This is a genomic window from Pseudovibrio sp. JE062 (genome assembly GCF_000156235.1).
Taxonomy (GTDB): Bacteria; Pseudomonadota; Alphaproteobacteria; order Rhizobiales; family Stappiaceae; genus Pseudovibrio.
Genome location: NZ_DS996809.1, coordinates 410,862 through 427,714, shown reverse-complemented (window position 1 = coordinate 427,714; position 16,853 = coordinate 410,862). Strand labels below are relative to the sequence as shown.

Annotated in this window: 15 protein-coding genes; 6 read left to right on the top strand and 9 right to left on the bottom strand. The window is 52.9% G+C overall.

The annotated features are described in order from the left end of the window. The first annotated feature begins 181 nt into the window (after positions 1 to 181). Positions 182 to 565 (top strand): hypothetical protein, encoded by a 384-nt coding sequence (locus tag PJE062_RS14385; protein ID WP_008549906.1) that lies wholly within the window; start codon positions 182 to 184, stop codon positions 563 to 565. 323 nt (positions 566 to 888) lie between these two features. On the opposite strand, the gene PJE062_RS14375 is transcribed toward PJE062_RS14385, so the two are convergent. Genes PJE062_RS14375 through PJE062_RS14365 form a run of 3 tightly spaced genes read right to left on the bottom strand, consistent with a single transcriptional unit; the run spans position 889 to position 3,452 of the window. After that, complete coding sequence (locus PJE062_RS14375; protein ID WP_008549786.1) at positions 889 to 1,578, bottom strand: hypothetical protein; 690 nt, start codon at positions 1,576 to 1,578, stop codon at positions 889 to 891. A gap of 39 nt (positions 1,579 to 1,617) precedes the next feature. Further along, positions 1,618 to 2,271, bottom strand: coding sequence for a ribonuclease HII (locus PJE062_RS14370; RefSeq protein ID WP_008549992.1), 654 nt, complete (start codon positions 2,269 to 2,271; stop codon positions 1,618 to 1,620). A 53-nt stretch (positions 2,272 to 2,324) separates the two neighbouring features. Next, positions 2,325 to 3,452 (bottom strand): PA0069 family radical SAM protein, encoded by a 1,128-nt coding sequence (locus PJE062_RS14365; RefSeq protein WP_008550013.1) that lies wholly within the window; start codon positions 3,450 to 3,452, stop codon positions 2,325 to 2,327. 113 nt (positions 3,453 to 3,565) lie between these two features. Here PJE062_RS14365 and PJE062_RS14360 point away from each other — a divergent pair, with 113 nt between their 5' ends. From PJE062_RS14360 to PJE062_RS14345, 4 genes are all read left to right on the top strand, one after another. Next, the gene (locus PJE062_RS14360; protein WP_008550028.1) at positions 3,566 to 4,159 is read left to right on the top strand and encodes a glycosyltransferase; all 594 of its coding nucleotides are present in this window, start codon (positions 3,566 to 3,568) and stop codon (positions 4,157 to 4,159) included. 23 nt (positions 4,160 to 4,182) lie between these two features. Continuing rightward, positions 4,183 to 4,881, top strand: a complete 699-nt coding sequence (locus PJE062_RS14355; RefSeq protein ID WP_008549722.1) for a ceramidase domain-containing protein — start codon at positions 4,183 to 4,185, stop codon at positions 4,879 to 4,881. 100 nt (positions 4,882 to 4,981) lie between these two features. Next, the gene (locus PJE062_RS14350) at positions 4,982 to 7,306 is read left to right on the top strand and encodes an NADP-dependent malic enzyme (RefSeq protein WP_008549927.1); all 2,325 of its coding nucleotides are present in this window, start codon (positions 4,982 to 4,984) and stop codon (positions 7,304 to 7,306) included. Between the two features lie 120 nt (positions 7,307 to 7,426). Then, entirely contained in the window at positions 7,427 to 7,921 is a 495-nt protein-coding gene (locus tag PJE062_RS14345; protein WP_008549640.1) for a DUF962 domain-containing protein, read from the top strand. 24 nt (positions 7,922 to 7,945) lie between these two features. On the opposite strand, the gene PJE062_RS26375 is transcribed toward PJE062_RS14345, so the two are convergent. Next, positions 7,946 to 8,116, bottom strand: a complete 171-nt coding sequence (locus PJE062_RS26375) for a hypothetical protein (RefSeq protein ID WP_008549495.1) — start codon at positions 8,114 to 8,116, stop codon at positions 7,946 to 7,948. Between the two features lie 108 nt (positions 8,117 to 8,224). On the opposite strand from PJE062_RS26375, the gene PJE062_RS14340 reads away from it, so the two are divergent. After that, the gene (locus PJE062_RS14340; RefSeq protein ID WP_008549492.1) at positions 8,225 to 9,136 is read left to right on the top strand and encodes a LysR substrate-binding domain-containing protein; all 912 of its coding nucleotides are present in this window, start codon (positions 8,225 to 8,227) and stop codon (positions 9,134 to 9,136) included. 163 nt (positions 9,137 to 9,299) lie between these two features. Here the strand turns inward: PJE062_RS14340 and glyS are convergent, their stop codons facing one another. From glyS to PJE062_RS14310, 5 genes are all read right to left on the bottom strand, one after another. Next, on the bottom strand, positions 9,300 to 11,537 hold the full coding sequence (gene glyS / locus PJE062_RS14335) for a glycine--tRNA ligase subunit beta (protein WP_008549587.1): 2,238 nt from the start codon (positions 11,535 to 11,537) through the stop codon (positions 9,300 to 9,302). A gap of 205 nt (positions 11,538 to 11,742) precedes the next feature. Further along, positions 11,743 to 14,019 (bottom strand): glycoside hydrolase family 3 C-terminal domain-containing protein, encoded by a 2,277-nt coding sequence (locus PJE062_RS14330; protein WP_008549709.1) that lies wholly within the window; start codon positions 14,017 to 14,019, stop codon positions 11,743 to 11,745. A 313-nt stretch (positions 14,020 to 14,332) separates the two neighbouring features. Beyond that, a complete protein-coding gene (locus PJE062_RS14320) occupies positions 14,333 to 15,289 on the bottom strand; it encodes a glycine--tRNA ligase subunit alpha (protein WP_008549653.1) in 957 nt (318 codons plus the stop codon). Between the two features lie 288 nt (positions 15,290 to 15,577). Beyond that, positions 15,578 to 15,778: a hypothetical protein gene (locus PJE062_RS14315; RefSeq protein WP_008549797.1), complete on the bottom strand. Its 201-nt coding sequence runs from the start codon at positions 15,776 to 15,778 to the stop codon at positions 15,578 to 15,580. 72 nt (positions 15,779 to 15,850) lie between these two features. Then, a complete protein-coding gene (locus tag PJE062_RS14310) occupies positions 15,851 to 16,711 on the bottom strand; it encodes a S49 family peptidase (protein WP_008549600.1) in 861 nt (286 codons plus the stop codon). Positions 16,712 to 16,853 lie beyond the last annotated feature (142 nt).

Sequence of the window (16,853 nt, the reverse complement as noted above, 5' to 3'; positions counted from 1 at the left end):
TTGCGCAAGAGTGTTTGCGCGTGCGTCAGAAGAAACTGCCGGGCTGCCAAATATCTCGGAAGTTTCTGCCGACTTCAACACGAAACAGCCATCAGGAGTCTTAGTTTTCTGCGGGTTCTAATGGCATGTAATTTGCATCTTTGATCTCAAATTATTGCTTGCTCAATGAGTTTCAGATCAAATGATGAATCCAATTAATTCTGCTGCGTCCACTCCAACACTGATGAACACGGCCCGGCAAAGTCAGGAAGCAAAACAGCCTGAAAAGCCAATGCCGGAAATCACGATGGACTTTAGCGAAACCCGCATTCTGAAGCACTTCTTCGCACCTCGCACGCCGAAGGAAGAAGCAGCCCACGCCGAAGTCAAAAGCGCCATTCTGGAACTTCAGGAATACGAGCGTTACCTGAAAGATTTCGAAAAAATCGTCGACCCGGAAACTAAACGCGCCTTCAAGGACGACCCTGCCGGAGCCGTCTCCGAAATAGTCTCCGACAGCCCGGGCACTGGCGGCTCCTACCAACAATACGGCGACCTGCAACTGCGTGTAGAGCTGACGATTTAACCGGCTGACGAACACCCTCTATCGGAGTCTGGTCAAATGATAGATCCCGCCAGTTTCCCGCTTACCAAGGCTTTGAGTTCACCGAATGCAAGTCATCGGACTACTGCTAAGGTGCAGTCCGTTGATGCTAATGAAACACGCAGTTTCATTGAACTGTCGAATACAGAGATGGAGAGATTCTACACAAAAGGTGCGCCTATCAAGCTATCCGAGAACTCAGCATCAGCTGAGATGATCGACGTTCAGCGACTGCTCCTGCAAACCCAGGAGATTTGGCAAAAGCATTTCGGATAGACAGCTGTAAGCAGATAACAATTTAATCCTCACGGATGCTCTTTGCGTGGCTTTAATCTCATTGCCTTGTAGAAGAACCAGATCACTTGCGCTCCCAGCAGAAATGCAAAAACTTTCATGAGTGCAAATGGGTAGAGAGACAGCGCAAGCAGGTCTGCAAAAATGTTTCTGCGGTTCAATGTTTTCAGGCCTGTTTCACTCGCTGCCTGAAGAGAATAACCAAAGCCATCAAACTGGAAGAAGACACCCAGATGTTCCAGTTTACTCGCGGGTGTTGGACGGTGATGACCGCTGCACGCTTCAGCAACGTCAGCTGATTGCGTTCTGCCCAGTGGTTCTCCGTTGAAGGTGTACTGTAGGTAACTGGAATCTGTTGGCCAGTTGGAGCCGCAATCGACAAGCCGTTGATTTGGAAAGACCTTAAACGCTCCGGTCGCTCTTTGATATTCCAGAAAGAAGCCGGAGACGAAACCACGCTCGCGATGATAGATCTGCACACGATTCCACATTGGCACGCGGGTCACGATGAAGTCGCCATCAACGGACAGCTTGCTATCCGAAATGAGCGGCAGATCAACATGGGTCAACTTACTACCACCATGAAACCAGGAAATGCCAGCAATGAGCATGGCGAGCATCACAGAAAGAATAGAGTAGAGAATGAAAAAGCGCGTGAGCTTGTTTGAGAGCAACTGATTTAGATCGCCGGATGTCATCATATCACTCTGCAAGCCTCACCTGTTTTCAGGCTGACCTGACTACCCCTCAATCAGCTCTCGGATAGGCCGGAAAGAGCAGCGGTGCAGGGGGGTGACGCCATGGGCGGCGAGGGCTTCCTGATGCTGTTTGGTGCCGTAGCCTTTGTGCTTGGCAAAGCCGTACTCTGGGAAGTACCTGTCCATCTTCACCATCAGCCGATCTCTGGTCACCTTGGCAACGATGGAGGCGGCGGAGATGGCGAGACAGCGGCCATCACCTTTGATCATCGCTTGCCCTTCCTGTGGCAGATGATGCGGAACATCCTTGCCATCAATAAAGAACCGCTTGACCGGAACGGAAAGGGAGCGCGCGCAGGTGCGCATGCCTTGCAGCGTTGCCTCACGAATGTTCAGGCGATCAATGGTCTGCGCACTTTGCACGCACACACTCACATCAGCCACCTCAAGGATCTGCTCAAAAAGCTCTTCGCGCTTGGCTTCTGTCAGCTTTTTGGAGTCGTTCAATCCCTCTGGCAGATTGTCGTAATTGAGGCTGGCGGCAGCCACCACCACAGGGCCAGCCCATGGTCCGCGTCCGGCCTCATCAATGCCAGCAAAGCGCCCTTGCAAGTCTTGCTCAACAGAGCGCTCAAAGCGCAGGTCCGGAGCATCAGGAAAGGCGATATCAAAGAGAGAATTTGCAAAATACGACATGCCCCTCTTTGCCATGCAGACCGGTCGCTTTCAACCGCAACAACAAGCCTCATCTACAGCAATGAGAGCTGCACACCGCCGCAGGTCGGTTTGATGAAGTGATCGCAGGAGAGCTTGAGGGATCGGGACGATAATCCCTTGCTCTTACAAGCCAGCTGAAACCGCTTCGCCAACTGATCCGCATAAGGCCCTTTTCCCTTGAAACGCTGCGTCCATTGCGCATCGTAGTCCTTGCCCCCGCGCATGGAACGCAGCAGGCTGAGTACGCGGCGATAACTGCCCGGAGCTTCCCGCAAAAGCCATTCCTTGAACAGCTCAGAAACCTCGCGCGGCAAGCGCAGCAAAATGTAGCTGGCCTCCGTTGCGCCATGCTCCTTGCAGATCTCCAGAATGCTCTCCAGCTCATGATCCGTAAGGCCGGGAATAACCGGCGCTGCCAACACAGCAGTCGGAATACCCGCATCAGACAGCGCTTTGATCGCTTGCAAACGCCGCGTTGGCGTAGACGCACGCGGCTCAAGACTGCGGGCAATCTTCCGGTCCAGTGTCGTCACTGAAATTGCCACCTTGGCCAGATTACGCTCGGCCATCTCCGCAAGGATATCGATATCCCGCATCACCAGAGCAGACTTGGTGACAATGGTCACCGGATGCCCGGTCTTGTTCAGCACTTCCAGAATACCGCGCATGATTTTCTGTGTGCGCTCAATCGGTTGATAGGGATCTGTGTTGGTGCCAATGGCGATTGGCTTAGGCTGATAGGAAGGTGCACCCAGCTCCCGTTCCAACACCTGCGCTGCATTGGGCTTGGCAAACAGGCGGCTTTCAAAATCCAGCCCCGGCGAAAGCCCCATATAGGCATGGGTTGGCCGCGCAAAGCAGTAGATGCAGCCATGCTCGCAGCCCCGATAGGGATTGATGGAACGGTCAAAAGGCAGGTCCGGCGAGGTGTTCTTGGTGATCACATGTCGCGCAGCTTCCGTCTGAACCTCGGTCTTGATCGGCGGAAGTTCATCAATTGTTCCCCAGCCATCATCCATCAGTTCCCGGCTTTCCGCCTCAAACCGCCCAGCCTTGTTGGAATGCGCAGCCCGTCCACGGCCTGTCATGTTGACCGGCAAAGCAGAACCCAGCGGATCTGTCGCGTCTGCCTCGACCCTGTGATTTTGTGCAGTTGACATGGGGCGTGCACTTTCATCTTCTTATGAGAACATAAGTGGAACATTGCTCAAAATATCTGGATTTGCAAGCCTTTACTTTCCCATACTCTGGCAAATCACTGTAAGCTGTTGGAATGATTAGCGCACTTATTCTCAGCAAGAACAGCGAGCACCAACTGGTGCACACCTTGTCCGCTCTGGTCCCGGCCTCGGCAGAAGGCATCCTGAAAGAAGTCGTCATCGCAGACGAAGGCTCTACTGATGGAACTGAAGTCGTCGCTGATGCCTCCGGCGCGCACTTCATCGATGCCAGCGCTGATCCCGCATCCGCTCTGGCAGAAGGGGCAAAGAAATGCGCACGGTCCGACTGGGTGCTGCTCATCCGCCCCGGCGCAATCCTGCAAACCGGCTGGCAAACAGAAGCAGCTGCCTTCATCGAGCGGGCTGAACGGGTCGGCAACGGGGATAACTTAATCGCGGTGTTTCCAAGCCGGACAGAAGAGTTCGGCACCGCGGCGCAATTCAAGCAGAAGTTGATCAACGCCAAGCATCGCACGCTCAAGTCGTCTGCACATGATCTGCCCATGCTCGTGCACAAAGAGCACCTGCATAAAGTGCTAAAGGGGAGCTCCGCCAAAACCCGGCAACAGCAGATCCAAAAAATCTTGAGGGCTAGCCGGGTCCATTGGTTGAACGGTACAGTGGTCTTTCAAAACAGCACGAGGTAACCCGGTACCAGCTCGGAGGTCTCATGGATTGGAACCAGCACCTGAACCAATACTGCGAAAGAACCTCCGCTGCCTTCTGGTCTGAGCCGCTCAATGCCGTCAGCAATGTGGCATTTATCATTGCCGCTCTGTTTGCCCTTCAAATCTGGCTCAATGCACGCAGCAACGCAAAAAACACGGCTTCAACGCAAACCAACGCACAAGATAACGCAGCGCTGGTTCTCATCGCTTTGCTGGCCATCATCGGCATCGGATCGTTCCTGTTCCACACCTTCGCAACCCTCTGGTCCATGCTCGCAGATGTGATCCCGATCGCGATCTTCATGCTGGTGTATTTTTATCTGGCCACACGGCGCTATATGGGCACCAACCTATTGATATCACTGGGCGCAACGCTGCTCTTCTTTGGGGCAATGGCATTCGGCCCAAGGATGGTAGAGGGCATCATCGGCCCCACTGCTGGTTACTTCCCAGCCCTCGTTGCCATCCTACTTTTTGCATGCCTCACCCGCAGCAAAAACCGGCAGACATCCAATGCATTGCTGCTGGCAGGCATCGTCTTCGCAATATCGATGGGATTCCGGATTCTGGACGAGCCAATCTGCTCAATTTTGCCAGTTGGGACACATTCCTTGTGGCATATTTTGAATGCTACCGTTTTGTTTATTCTAATTCGCGCATTTATACGCTTTAAGACGTACTTAGACGGTGCAGAATCCTAGGCAATGGTCTAGGTTTTGCCAAACTGCGACATCTGAACCGGAAGTCATAATGATTCCCGGTGGCGAGCCGCTCATTCACTAGGTCAGGCAAGAATAGACGATGACGGACAAAAAACGCCCTACCTCCGGCGAACTCGATGAACAAGCGCTCTTTTACCACGAGTATCCGCGCGCGGGTAAATTGGAAATTCAGGCAACTAAGCCTTTGGGCAACCAGCGAGATTTGGCGCTAGCCTACTCTCCGGGCGTAGCTGCTCCGTGTTTGGAAATCCATAAGGACGAGTCAAAAGCAGCCGACTACACTGCACGTCAAAACCTCGTTGGGGTGATCTCAAATGGGACTGCGGTACTGGGTCTGGGCTCGATTGGTCCTCTGGCATCCAAGCCGGTGATGGAAGGTAAAGCCGTCCTCTTCAAAAAGTTCGCAGGCATCGATGTATTCGACATCGAGGTTGATGAAACCAACGTTGATAAGTTCGTAGATGCAGTTGGCGTTCTGGAGCCAACCTTCGGCGGTATCAACCTGGAAGACATCAAGGCGCCAGAGTGTTTCCAGATCGAGAAACGCCTGCGCGAAAAGATGAATATCCCGGTTTTCCATGATGACCAGCACGGCACAGCGATTATCGTTGCAGCTGCTGTTCGCAACGGCATGGAACTGGCTGGCAAAAAACTGGATGAGATCAAAGTCGTCGCCTCTGGCGCAGGCGCAGCAGCACTGGCATGTCTCAACCTGCTCGTATCTTCAGGCGTAAAGCGCGAGAACATCTGGGTTTCTGACATTGAGGGTGTTGTTTATGAGGGCCGGGAAGCCCTTATGGATGAGTGGAAATCTGTCTTCGCGCAGAAAACTGACAAGCGCACGCTGGATGATATCATCGAAGATGCGGACGTTTTCATCGGTCTGTCCGCAGCTGGCGTTCTGAAGCCGGAGATGGTCGCCAAGATGGCGAAACGTCCTCTGGTGATGGGTCTTGCCAACCCGAACCCGGAAATCATGCCGGAAGATGCGCTGGCTGTTCGTGACGATGTTGTCATGTGCACAGGCCGTTCCGACTACCCGAACCAGGTGAATAACGTTCTCTGCTTCCCTTACATCTTCCGTGGCGCGCTGGATGTTGGCGCAACCGCCATCAACGAAGAAATGAAGCTGGCCGCAGTGGAAGCAATTGCAGGTCTGGCACGGGAAGAACCAACCGATGTGGTCGCCAAAGCATACGGCGGTGTCACCCACACATTCGGCCCGAATTACCTCATCCCATCTCCGTTCGATAACCGCCTGATCCTGCGCATTGCACCAGCTGTTGCAAAAGCTGCCATGGACACCGGTGTCGCAACTCGCCCGATTGAAGATCTAGACGCCTACATGGACAAGCTGAACCGCTTCGTGTTCCGCTCCGGTATGGTGATGAAGCCAATCATCGCGCAGGCAAAAGCTGACAAACAGCGCGTTATCTACGCTGACGGTGAAGACGAGCGCGTCCTGCGTGCCGCTCAGGTGGTGATCGAAGAAGGTCTGGCAACCCCGATCCTGATCGGTCGTCCGCAGGTTCTTGAAAACCGCTGTGAGCGCTTCGGCCTTCGCATTCGTCCGGGAACAGATTTTGAGTTCGTGAACCCGGAAGACGATCCACGCTACCGTTCTTACGTTGATACACTGGTGCAACTGGTTGGACGTAAAGGCGTAACTCCTGAAGCAGCCAGAACCATTGTGCGTACCAACACCACCGTGATTGGTGCATTGGCGTTGCATAGGGAAGAAGCGGATGCGCTTATCACCGGCCTTGAAGGCCGCTTCGATAAGCACCTGCGTGACATCAACAACATCATCGGATGTTCTGATGGCATCAGAGATTTCTCCACGCTCTCCCTGCTGATCAACACCAGCGGTGCATACTTCCTGGCAGACACTTACGTCACAGAATGCCCATCCGCGGAAGAGATCGCTGAGATCACTCATCTGGCATCCGAGCAGATCAAGCGTTTTGGTATCACCCCACGCGTTGCACTGCTCTCACACTCCAATTTCGGCTCCCGTCCGTCCGAGACCTCCAACAAAATGCGGGAAGCCCTGCAGATGGTCTGGAAGCAAATGCCTGATCTGGAAGCAGAAGGTGAGATGCACGGTGATGCTGCGCTGAAGCCGGAAATCCTGAAACGCTACATGCCAGATGCGCATATTTCTGGCCCTGCCAACCTGCTGGTGTTCCCAACTCTGGATGCTTCCAACATTGCACTGAACCTGATCAAAGCAATGACAGACGCACTCCATGTAGGTCCGATTTTGCTGGGCGCTAAGAAAACCGCGCACATCATCACACCATCCGTGACCTCGCGCGGTATCGTAAATATGACAGCGCTTTCAGCAGTTGATGCGCAATGTCGTAAGGAAAATGCTGGGGTTTGCCTGGCTCCGCATAGCTAAAACAACTCCTTCGGCGGGCAGTGGTTAATATGCCCGCCGAAGTTTTGTCAGCTTGATAATACCTTCCCTATACGGCATGCTATCTGCATTGATGCTGCTTGATATTACGGGGAGGGTAATATGAGCTTTTCAGAAGCGACCGGGCGTCGCATTGATCGCCTCTTGGGCGAGTATGGCGAAAGCCACCAAAATCATAAAAACAAAGCAATTCACTGGATCTGTGTGCCGATCATTTTCTGGACGGTCACAGCACTGTTGTGGTCTGTCCCAACACCAATCGGATTTTCAAACATCTCACCATGGCTAAATTGGTGCACGATCGGCTTGGGATTGTCGATCATCTACTACCTGTCACTGTCCATCACACTAGCCATCGGCATGGCCGTGTTCTCAGCGCTAATGGTCTGGATCAACATGACCTATCAGCAGTTTGGGCTTGGGATCCCACTCTGGCAGACGGCATTGGCAGTGTTTGTGATTGCTTGGATCGGCCAGTTTATCGGCCATCATATTGAGGGGAAAAAGCCATCCTTCTTCAAGGACTTGCAGTTCCTGTTGGTTGGGCCTGCCTGGCTGATGCATTTCATTTATAAAAAAGTTGGCATCCCGTACTGAGGGACAAAATAAAAAACGCTGCTTTTAAGGCAGCGTTTTTTCTGGGTTGATGTAAACATCACCAATTTCGCGGGTATCCATCCGCTGAAGGGCAGGGTGTGCAAGCGGATCAGCACAGTATGGTTTGGAGCCAGCTGGGGCTTTGGATTTACGCTGGGACTTTCCGCGCAACAGATCTTTTAAAAGATTTTTCATTGTCATTTCCTTTGTGACTTTATGGAGCGACAATGCGTCAATTGCGTTGCAAGTGCTATCTGGAATAACTAAACCCCGGTTTAGATTTACTGCTCGGAACTGTTCTCGATGAAAAATCTCAATCAGGTCAGCCTCGCCGGCCTCCGCGTTGTGGAAGCCGTTGGACGCCTGGGATCTCTTAAAAATGCTGCAGAAGAGCTGGGTATCACGTCCGGTGCTGTCAGCCAGCAATTGCACAAAACCGAGCACCAGCTGGGTCGTCCGCTGTTCACACGCGAGACTGGCGGACTGAAACTCACCAGCCTTGGCACTGAAATCTGCCGTGAACTCACATTAGGGCTGAAGCAGATCTCAGAAGCTGTCGCTCTGGCAGACCGGGATAGAGAAGAAAGCCTGTTCCTGTCTGTTGCACCACTCCTTGCCGAAAAGTGGCTCGTCTGGCGCCTGAGCAGCTTCATGAAGGCCAACCCGGACATCAATCTCCGACTGGATGCCAACGACCAACTCGTCAATCTCAACCATTCTGACGTTGATGCCTGTGTCCGCGTCCACAAACGCGCACCAGATGATGTCTACTCCGAACGCCTCTGCGAACACTTCATCTATCCTGTCTGCTCTCCGGAAGTCGCTGAACGTCTTAAAGAGCCCAAAGACTTGCTTAATGAAGTGATCATTCGCGACTACAACTCCTATTATCGCTGGAGCGACTGGCTCGCTCCCTTCGGCCTGAAGGAAAGCCAGCTGCCGAAAGGCCATGGCTTCTCTAACGCCTCATTGTGCATGGACGCTGCTATCGCCGGTCACGGTGTCTTCTTGGGTTGGGATACTCTGGTCGCCAATGCCGTGAAGCAAGGTCAGCTCAAGATCCCGTTTGACCACCGCTGTTCAACCGGCAGGTCCTACTGGTTCATTTGCAGGGAAGGGGCGCTTCGCAGCCCAAGCGTTCGGAAACTGCGGGACTGGCTTAAAGAAGAGATCGCGCAAACGGCCGTTGAGTACGACAAAGCCGTCAAAACATAGTCCACAAAAAAGCCCGGTAACTCAACTGAGTTCCGGGCTTTTGAATGTCTTATGAAGTGTGCTTAGTGCGTATCTCCGAAAAGTGGCCACCGGTTTTCGGACAAAGATACGCAAACACAAAAGCTAAAGCAGTTCAAATAGTCCAGCTTAAATGCGAACTGCTTTAGCCAGCGATCTTCGAGAAATCTGCCACCTGATGAACGGCTGCACGGATTTCAGAGAGGATCTTCAAGCGGTTCTCACGAACCTCAGGCTTCTCAGCATTCACGTGGATGTTGTCGAAGAAGCCGTCAACCGGACCGCGCAGCTTGGCAAGAGCAGCCATCGCGCCGGAAAAGTCAGCCGAATCAAGCAGAGGCTTGATCTCAACCAGAACGCTATCCAGCGCTGCAGCAAGGTCTTTTTCTGCCTGCTCTTCCAGCAAAGCAGCGTCAGGCTTGCCTTCAAAGGTCTTGCCGTCTTTCTTCTCTTCCGCACGCAGAATGTTGGCTGCACGCTTGTAACCAGCCAGAAGGTTTGCACCATCTTCGCTGCCCAGCAGTCCAGCCAGAGCTTCAGCCTGCTTCACGATCAATGCAATATCGTCCTGACCACCACGTGCCAGCACAGCGTCGATCAGATCGTGACGCACACCCTTGTCCTTCAGAACCACCTTCATGCGATCTGCAAAGAAGCCGAGCAGATCATCAATCAGGCCGGTTTCCAGAGAAGTCTCAGGGATCTTGTCGGAAACGTTCGCCAGAACAACATCAGCAGCTTTGGAAACCATGGAGAAGATGTCTTTGACAACGCCTTCACCGGTTTTGCCTTTGCCGATAAATGGAAGATCAGAAAGAGCGCTCTCACCACGAGCAGCAGCAATGTCAGCCAGATTACGACGCAGGCTCTGAACCAGCACATCACGCAGTGGCAGACGAAGATCGTTTTCCAGCACAAGGCGGATAACACCCAGAGCAGCACGGCGCAGGGCAAACGGATCTTTGGAGCCGGTTGGCTTCTCATCGATCGCCCAGAAACCAGCCAAAATGTCCAGCTTGTCAGCCAGTGCAACAGCGATGGAAACTGGTGATGTTGGAACATCATCCGAAGCGCCCGCTGGCTTGTAGTGGTCTTCAATCGCCTGTGCGACAGCAGCATCTTCGCCCTGTGCTTCAGCGTAGTAACGGCCCATCAGACCCTGCAGTTCAGGGAACTCAAAGACCATCGCGGAAACAAGATCAGCCTTTGCAAGACGTGCGGCACGCTTGGTCTGCTCAATGTCAGCGCCAACAAGTGGAGCGATTTCAGCAGCAAGGCGCTCAAGACGATCAACGCGAGCTGCCACACTGCCCAGCTTCTCGTGGAACACGATGTCCTGAAGCTTGGAAACGTTGCTTTCCAGCTTGGTCTTCAGGTCGGTTTCCCAGAAGAACTTCGCATCAGACAGACGAGCAGAAACAACCTTCTCGTTACCGGCGATGATCTTGGTGCCACCGTCTTTCGCAACTATGTTTGCAGTCAACGCAAACTTGTTGGAGAGGTTGGAGGTTGCCGGATCACGCAGAACGAAGTTCTTCTGGTTCACTTTAATGGTGAGCTGGATCACTTCGTCAGGCAGCTGAAGGAAACTCTCGTCGTAAGAACCGATGAGAACAGTTGGCCACTCGTTGAGGCCAGCCACTTCTTCAAGAAGGCCAGCATCCTCAACCAGTTCCAGGCCAAGCGCCATAGCAGCGTTTTTCGCATCTGTATCGATGATGTCTTTACGGCGATCCGCATCCAGCACAACTTTGGCGGCTTCCAGCTTGGACATATAGTCTTCCAGGCGGCGCACTTCGATTGCCTCAGGTGCCATAAAGCGGTGACCGTAAGTGGTCTGACCGGATGTGATGCCATCAACTTCAAACGGAATGACTTCCGGCTCTTCGGTCTCAGGACCAAAGGTGCAGACGATGGAATGCAGCGGACGCACCCAGCGCAAGTTGCCGGAGCCCCAACGCTGAGACTTAGGCCAAGGGAAATTGCGAATGATGTCAGGCATCACGTCAGCAACAATGTCCTCGGTCTTGCGGCCAGGCTTTTCGATAACAGCGACGTAAAAATCACCCTTCTTAGGGTCATTGTGAACTTCAGCTTCTTCGATAGAAGTAAGACCTGCGCCGCGCAGGAAACCAGCCAGTGCTTTTTCAGGCGCGCCAACGCGCGGGCCTTTACGCTCTTCACGGGTTGCTTTGGAGCCAGCAGGCAAGCCGGCAATGTGCAGGGCCAGGCGGCGAGGAGTGGCATAAGCCTTCGCGCCTTCATAGGTCACACCTGCTTCAACAAGAGCATTGGTCAGGAGGGATTTCAAATCCTCAGCCGCACGACGCTGCATGCGGGCAGGAATTTCCTCGCTAAAGAGTTCGAGGAGAAGATCTGGCATTGGTGAACGACGCCTTTAACTGGTCAATCAATCGCAAATTTCTAGAGTGCGTAGTGCCTAGCAATACTAAAGGGCATTGTCACCCCCAATAGCCAGCGCACCACGGGAATTGAGCAAAAAACTGCAGAGGAGGACCACCCATCAACAGGGGTGTGTACAGCTCTCCGTCACCAGAGGCGTGTGCAGCGAGGACGAACCTGTGGGTTTACGCAGGTTCTTCAGCAACTTCATCAAGTTCGCCAAACAATTTCAGCTCTTGTCTCAGGCTATTGGGATCCTGACTGGAGGCACCCACAATCACGTCGTAAAGGATGCGCTCAACCACCATCTGGTTCCGGTCACCATCAAAGATAGCCAGCTCCTCAATGGGGACTGTGATCGTCACGCGTCGGCTCTCACCTGCTGGTATAGGAACCCGCTGAAACCCTTTCAGTTCCTGCTTCGCTCGTTCCACCGCAGAGCCCTTGGGCGCAATGTAGACCTGCACAACTTCCTCAGCATTCACCTGACCGATATTGGCAACAGAGACCTGCACCTGAATGCTTCCGCCCATCAGCTCTTCTGGCCGGGAAACCTCAAGCTCAGAGTAGTGGAACTGGGAGTAGCTCAAACCAAAACCAAATGGATACGCCGGTGTTACATCATCCTTGTCTAGTTTCCTGTAGCCGTGCCAAAGATCATAGATCACTTTGCGCGCATTGCGGTCAAAGTCGGGGAGGTCGCTTTCGCGGCGGGGGACCACAAAGGGCAAGCGGCCGCTCGGTGAGATTTCGCCGGACAGAATGCGAGCAAGAGCAGTTCCACCCTCCATGCCGGGATACCAATGCAACAAGATAGCAGCAGGTTTGTCTTCCCATTCATTCATCAAAATCGTGCCGCCACCCATAACAACAACAACGCAGTTTGGATTGACGGCGCACACCTGTTTGATCAACTCCACATCATGCGGCGGCAAGCGTAAGCTGGAGCGATCACCGGCACCGTAACCGTCCTTAACCCCGCTGGAACCCTCAGACTTCCCTGTTGATCCTCCACTGCCAAACGATCGCAGGAATTGCGAAGCAATCTGCGCTTCTTCGCGATTACGTGGCTGCGGCAAAACCCCATGGAACTGAGCCGCCAAACCGGCAGAAACCCATTCTCCCTCACTGCTGTGATCGTTCCCAACGACAAGCACCACAGCATCAGCGCGCCTGGCAATTTGCAAAGCGCGATTGATGTTCTGGCCCCGGTCCTGCCAGATGTCTACCTTGTGTTTGTAATAGGCCCGCAGACCGGCAAGTGGGGTAATGACATGTGTCGGCTGTGTATCACTGGTGCCTTTGTCTCCTGTGTTCGCCACACTTGCCAAACGACCAATAACACCAATGCTTTCAATGTCTTTCAGGGGAAGGAAACCGCCTTCGTTTTTCAGCAGAACAATCGACTTTTCTGCCGCTTCCTGTGCAACAGCCCGGAACTCAGCACATCCAACGCGCTTCTTCTCGTAGTTCCCTTTTCGCAGAACACGCAGCTGCTGCAAGATAAGCCGATAGCATGCATCATCCAGCGTGGCTTCACTCACCTCGCCAGTTTCAATCAGCTCTGGCAAGCTCTGGTGGTAATGAAGCTGGAAGGGCATCTCCAGATCAACACCAGCGTTCGCTGCTTCTTTGGCATTGCGAATACCGAAGATGAAATCACTCAGCACAAAACCTTTAAAACCCCAGTCGGATTTCAAGAGCTGTGTCAGCAGCTCCTTGTTATGACCGCACAGTTCTCCATTGATAGAACTGTAAGAGGTCATCATCGCCGCTGCGCCAGCCTCGACAGCCTTTCGGAAATGAGGGAGGTACATTTCAAAGAGGGCACGCTGCCCAATTGTCACGTTCAGTGAAAGTTTGGACTGCTCCATGGAAGCCAAAGCAAAGTTCTTCACGCAAGCCATACCATGCTGCTGAACACCGCGAACAAGCGCTGTCCCCATGGCACCAATCAGGAAGCTGTCTTCTCCATAAGACTCCTGCGCACGCCCCCAAGCTGGATGGCGCATCAGGTTCAGAGGGATGCCGCCAAACAGCGTTCCCCCAAAAGCACGCATCTCATAGCCTATGACCGCACCAATCCGCTGCTCTAGCTCAGGGTCAAAAGTCGCTGCGCGGGCTATCGTTGCCGGAAAGGTCGTTGCCCCCTTCATGACAATCCCGCGCGAACCCTCCGTATAATGGATTCCGGGCAAATGATGCTCTGGCAAAACGCCTGCAGCCCACGGACCTGACTGAGAACCGCTCTTCATCATCTCGCGAATGCCTGGCCAGAAAGCTTTGTCGCCATCACGCATAGCCAGTTTATCGTCTCTGCTTAGGCGAGATACGATCGCTCTGGCAATCTGCTCGTCAGAAAGGTTTTGCGTAGAAGACGGTTGCTCTACTGGCTTGGGAGGAGATTGAGAGGGAACAGCAGTGTTGCCGTCTTGAAGCACCTCGGTACTTTCAACAGTCATGGAAGTCAGAACTCCGCGAATACACCCCAATTTAGGTCAGCGGCTAAAGATACGCGGTGAAACAAACATCAAGTAGCTTGAGACTTCAGAACTTTAACAAGCAACTCTGGAACTCAGGCCTCTGGCAACAGGGGAGTCGATTTGCAAATCAAACAGGATATTTCTTTGAAAATATCCAATTGGTAGCGGTTCTGAAAACCTACAGATTTTCAGCAGTCATCTTTCAAGGAGTCATAGGTGAAAGAGGGCTGACAACGAAAAATGCCGAGGCATTTCTGCCCCGGCATTCGAAAATTCATCAGGTTGACTAGGATCAGCCTGTGTAGCCAACACCGCCAGCTTCGGTCTGCAGGAAAGCAGCACCACACGCTTTGGAAAGCTCGCGAACACGCAGAATGTAGCTCTGGCGCTCGGTCACGGAAATCACACCGCGGGCATCCAGCAGGTTGAACACGTGAGAGCATTTGAGAGCTTGGTCATATGCAGGCAGAACGACCTTCTGCAGGCCATCGCCAGCTTTTTCCATGGCTTCAGCACTTGCTGCCAGCAGACGCTTGCACTCGCGCTCATGGTCCGCAAAGTGACGGAACAGCATTTCAGTGTCGGAATGCTCGAAGTTGTGACGGGAATATTCCTGCTCGGCCTGAAGAAACACATCGCCATAAGTGACTTTTTCGTCGCCTTCCAGACCGTTGAAGTTCAGGTCATAAACGTTGTCGACGCCCTGAACGTACATTGCGATACGCTCCAGACCGTAAGTTAGCTCACCGGAAACCGGTTTACACTCAAAACCTGCAACCTGCTGGAAGTAGGTGAACTGAGAAACTTCCATGCCGTCACACCAGCATTCCCAACCAAGGCCCCATGCGCCCAGTGTTGGGTTTTCCCAGTCATCCTCAACAAAGCGAACGTCATGGATGTCTGTGTCGATGCCGATTGCGCGCAGAGAAGCCAGATACAGTTCCTGAAGGTTTTCTGGAGATGGCTTCAGCAGAACCTGAAACTGGTAGTAGTGCTGCAGACGGTTTGGGTTTTCACCATAACGACCATCGGTAGGACGGCGGGATGGCTGAACATAAGCAGCCTTCCATGGACGTGGGCCAAGAGAACGCAGTGTCGTCGCTGGGTGAGAAGTACCCGCGCCAACTTCCATGTCGTAAGGCTGCAAGATAACGCAGCCCTGATCGGCCCAGAATCTCTGGAGGGTCATCAAAAGACCCTGAAAGGACTTGGTTGGCTGCATATGTGCCGGAACGGCTTCACTAGACATGGGAGTGTTTCCTGAAAATCCAAAATGTACTGCGCTAAAACCACGCAAAATCCAAGTTGGGGCACAGGTGCCACGTCAAACAGGGAAGGTCAAGCATTCCAGAGGGATGTTTCTCTGTTTACCGCGTATTTAACAGGCTGAACGCCAGTTGTGCCCAATGATGTCGCAGCAGCGACAAATCTCGCGGTGGCAGCGCAAAAAGAAAGGGGAGAGTGGTCGATAACGACCGTTAGCCCGCAGACCAGATGTCATGCGGGCACAAGGGGTGCAACTACAGAGCTGGTGCTCTTAGTAGTTGCTTGTAGGGCGGTATTTGCCTGTGACCGGATCCTGAACCAGGCGTGTGTAAGCTGGGTCAACCGGACGCTTGCGAGCAGTTGCATAGGCAGGCTGTTTCTTGAATGCCATGTTGGAAATTTCCTTCTTTACGGCTTTGTAAAGAGCATATCCACCTGCAATCAAAGCAACAGTTCCCAATACCTCAGTCATCTGCATTTTCCTTCCATCACTTATGTGAAGCATTGTTATTTATGGCAATTTTGGCAATCCTATGGAGATTGCTCAAAGGCCAAACTTTGCCCAAAGGCTTTTTTCTTCCAGAGTAGCTAGTGCAGCAGCCGGCAGTGTGCCTGCTGCTTCATTCAAACCACCCTTAAGGCTTGCGCCCGGGATAAAGCGGCCAAGAAAACGCTTCTTGGTGCCAACAACTTTCACTTTCGTTTCCTTGCCGTACCGCTCATGGATTGTGGAGTGAAGATCACCCAGCCCATCTACAAGGCCAAGGTCACGTGCCTTCGCTCCAGTCCAGAACAGACCGGAAAACAGGTTGTCATCATCGCTCAACACGTCACCGCGGCGGCTTTTCACCATGTCGATGAACATCTCGTGGATCTCGTGCTGCAAGGTCTTGAGGTGCTCAATGTCCTCTTTGACCTCTGGTGCAAACGGATCCAGCGTCACTTTCTTCTCACCGCTGGTGTAAACGCGGCGCTGAACGCCAGCTTTTTCCAGAAGCTCGGTGAAACCGAAACCGGCGGAAACAACGCCGATTGAGCCGATGATAGAAGCTGGATCAACGATGATATCATCACCAGCCAAAGCAATCATATAGCCACCAGAGGCGGCAACATCTTCAACGAAAACAAGAACCTGCTTGTTGTTCTCATCGGCCAGCTGGCGAATGCGTTTGAAGATGAGGTGTGACTGTACAGGAGAACCACCAGGTGAGTTGATGGATAAAGCAACAGCCGGAGCTTCTTTAAAGCTAAAGGCCGTTTCCAGCGCGTCTTCGACACTGCTCAGGTTCAAACCTGATTTCAATGGAGACGCAGCTCCGATAGCACCACTCATACGGACGACGGGAACAACAGGTCTTACTTTTCCCCACTTGCCCGGAAGGTAGCTGCGCAGCTTCTTCAACAACTCAAAATTCTCCTTTGCGTCGATAACTTGTCTGTCGCTGGGTGACCCAGTTCCATCCAATATAGGCAGCAATCGTCAGGAGAGAAGAGCAATAGCCAAAAGAAATGGCAATTTACGCAATAAAACGCAACTGTGTGATCTC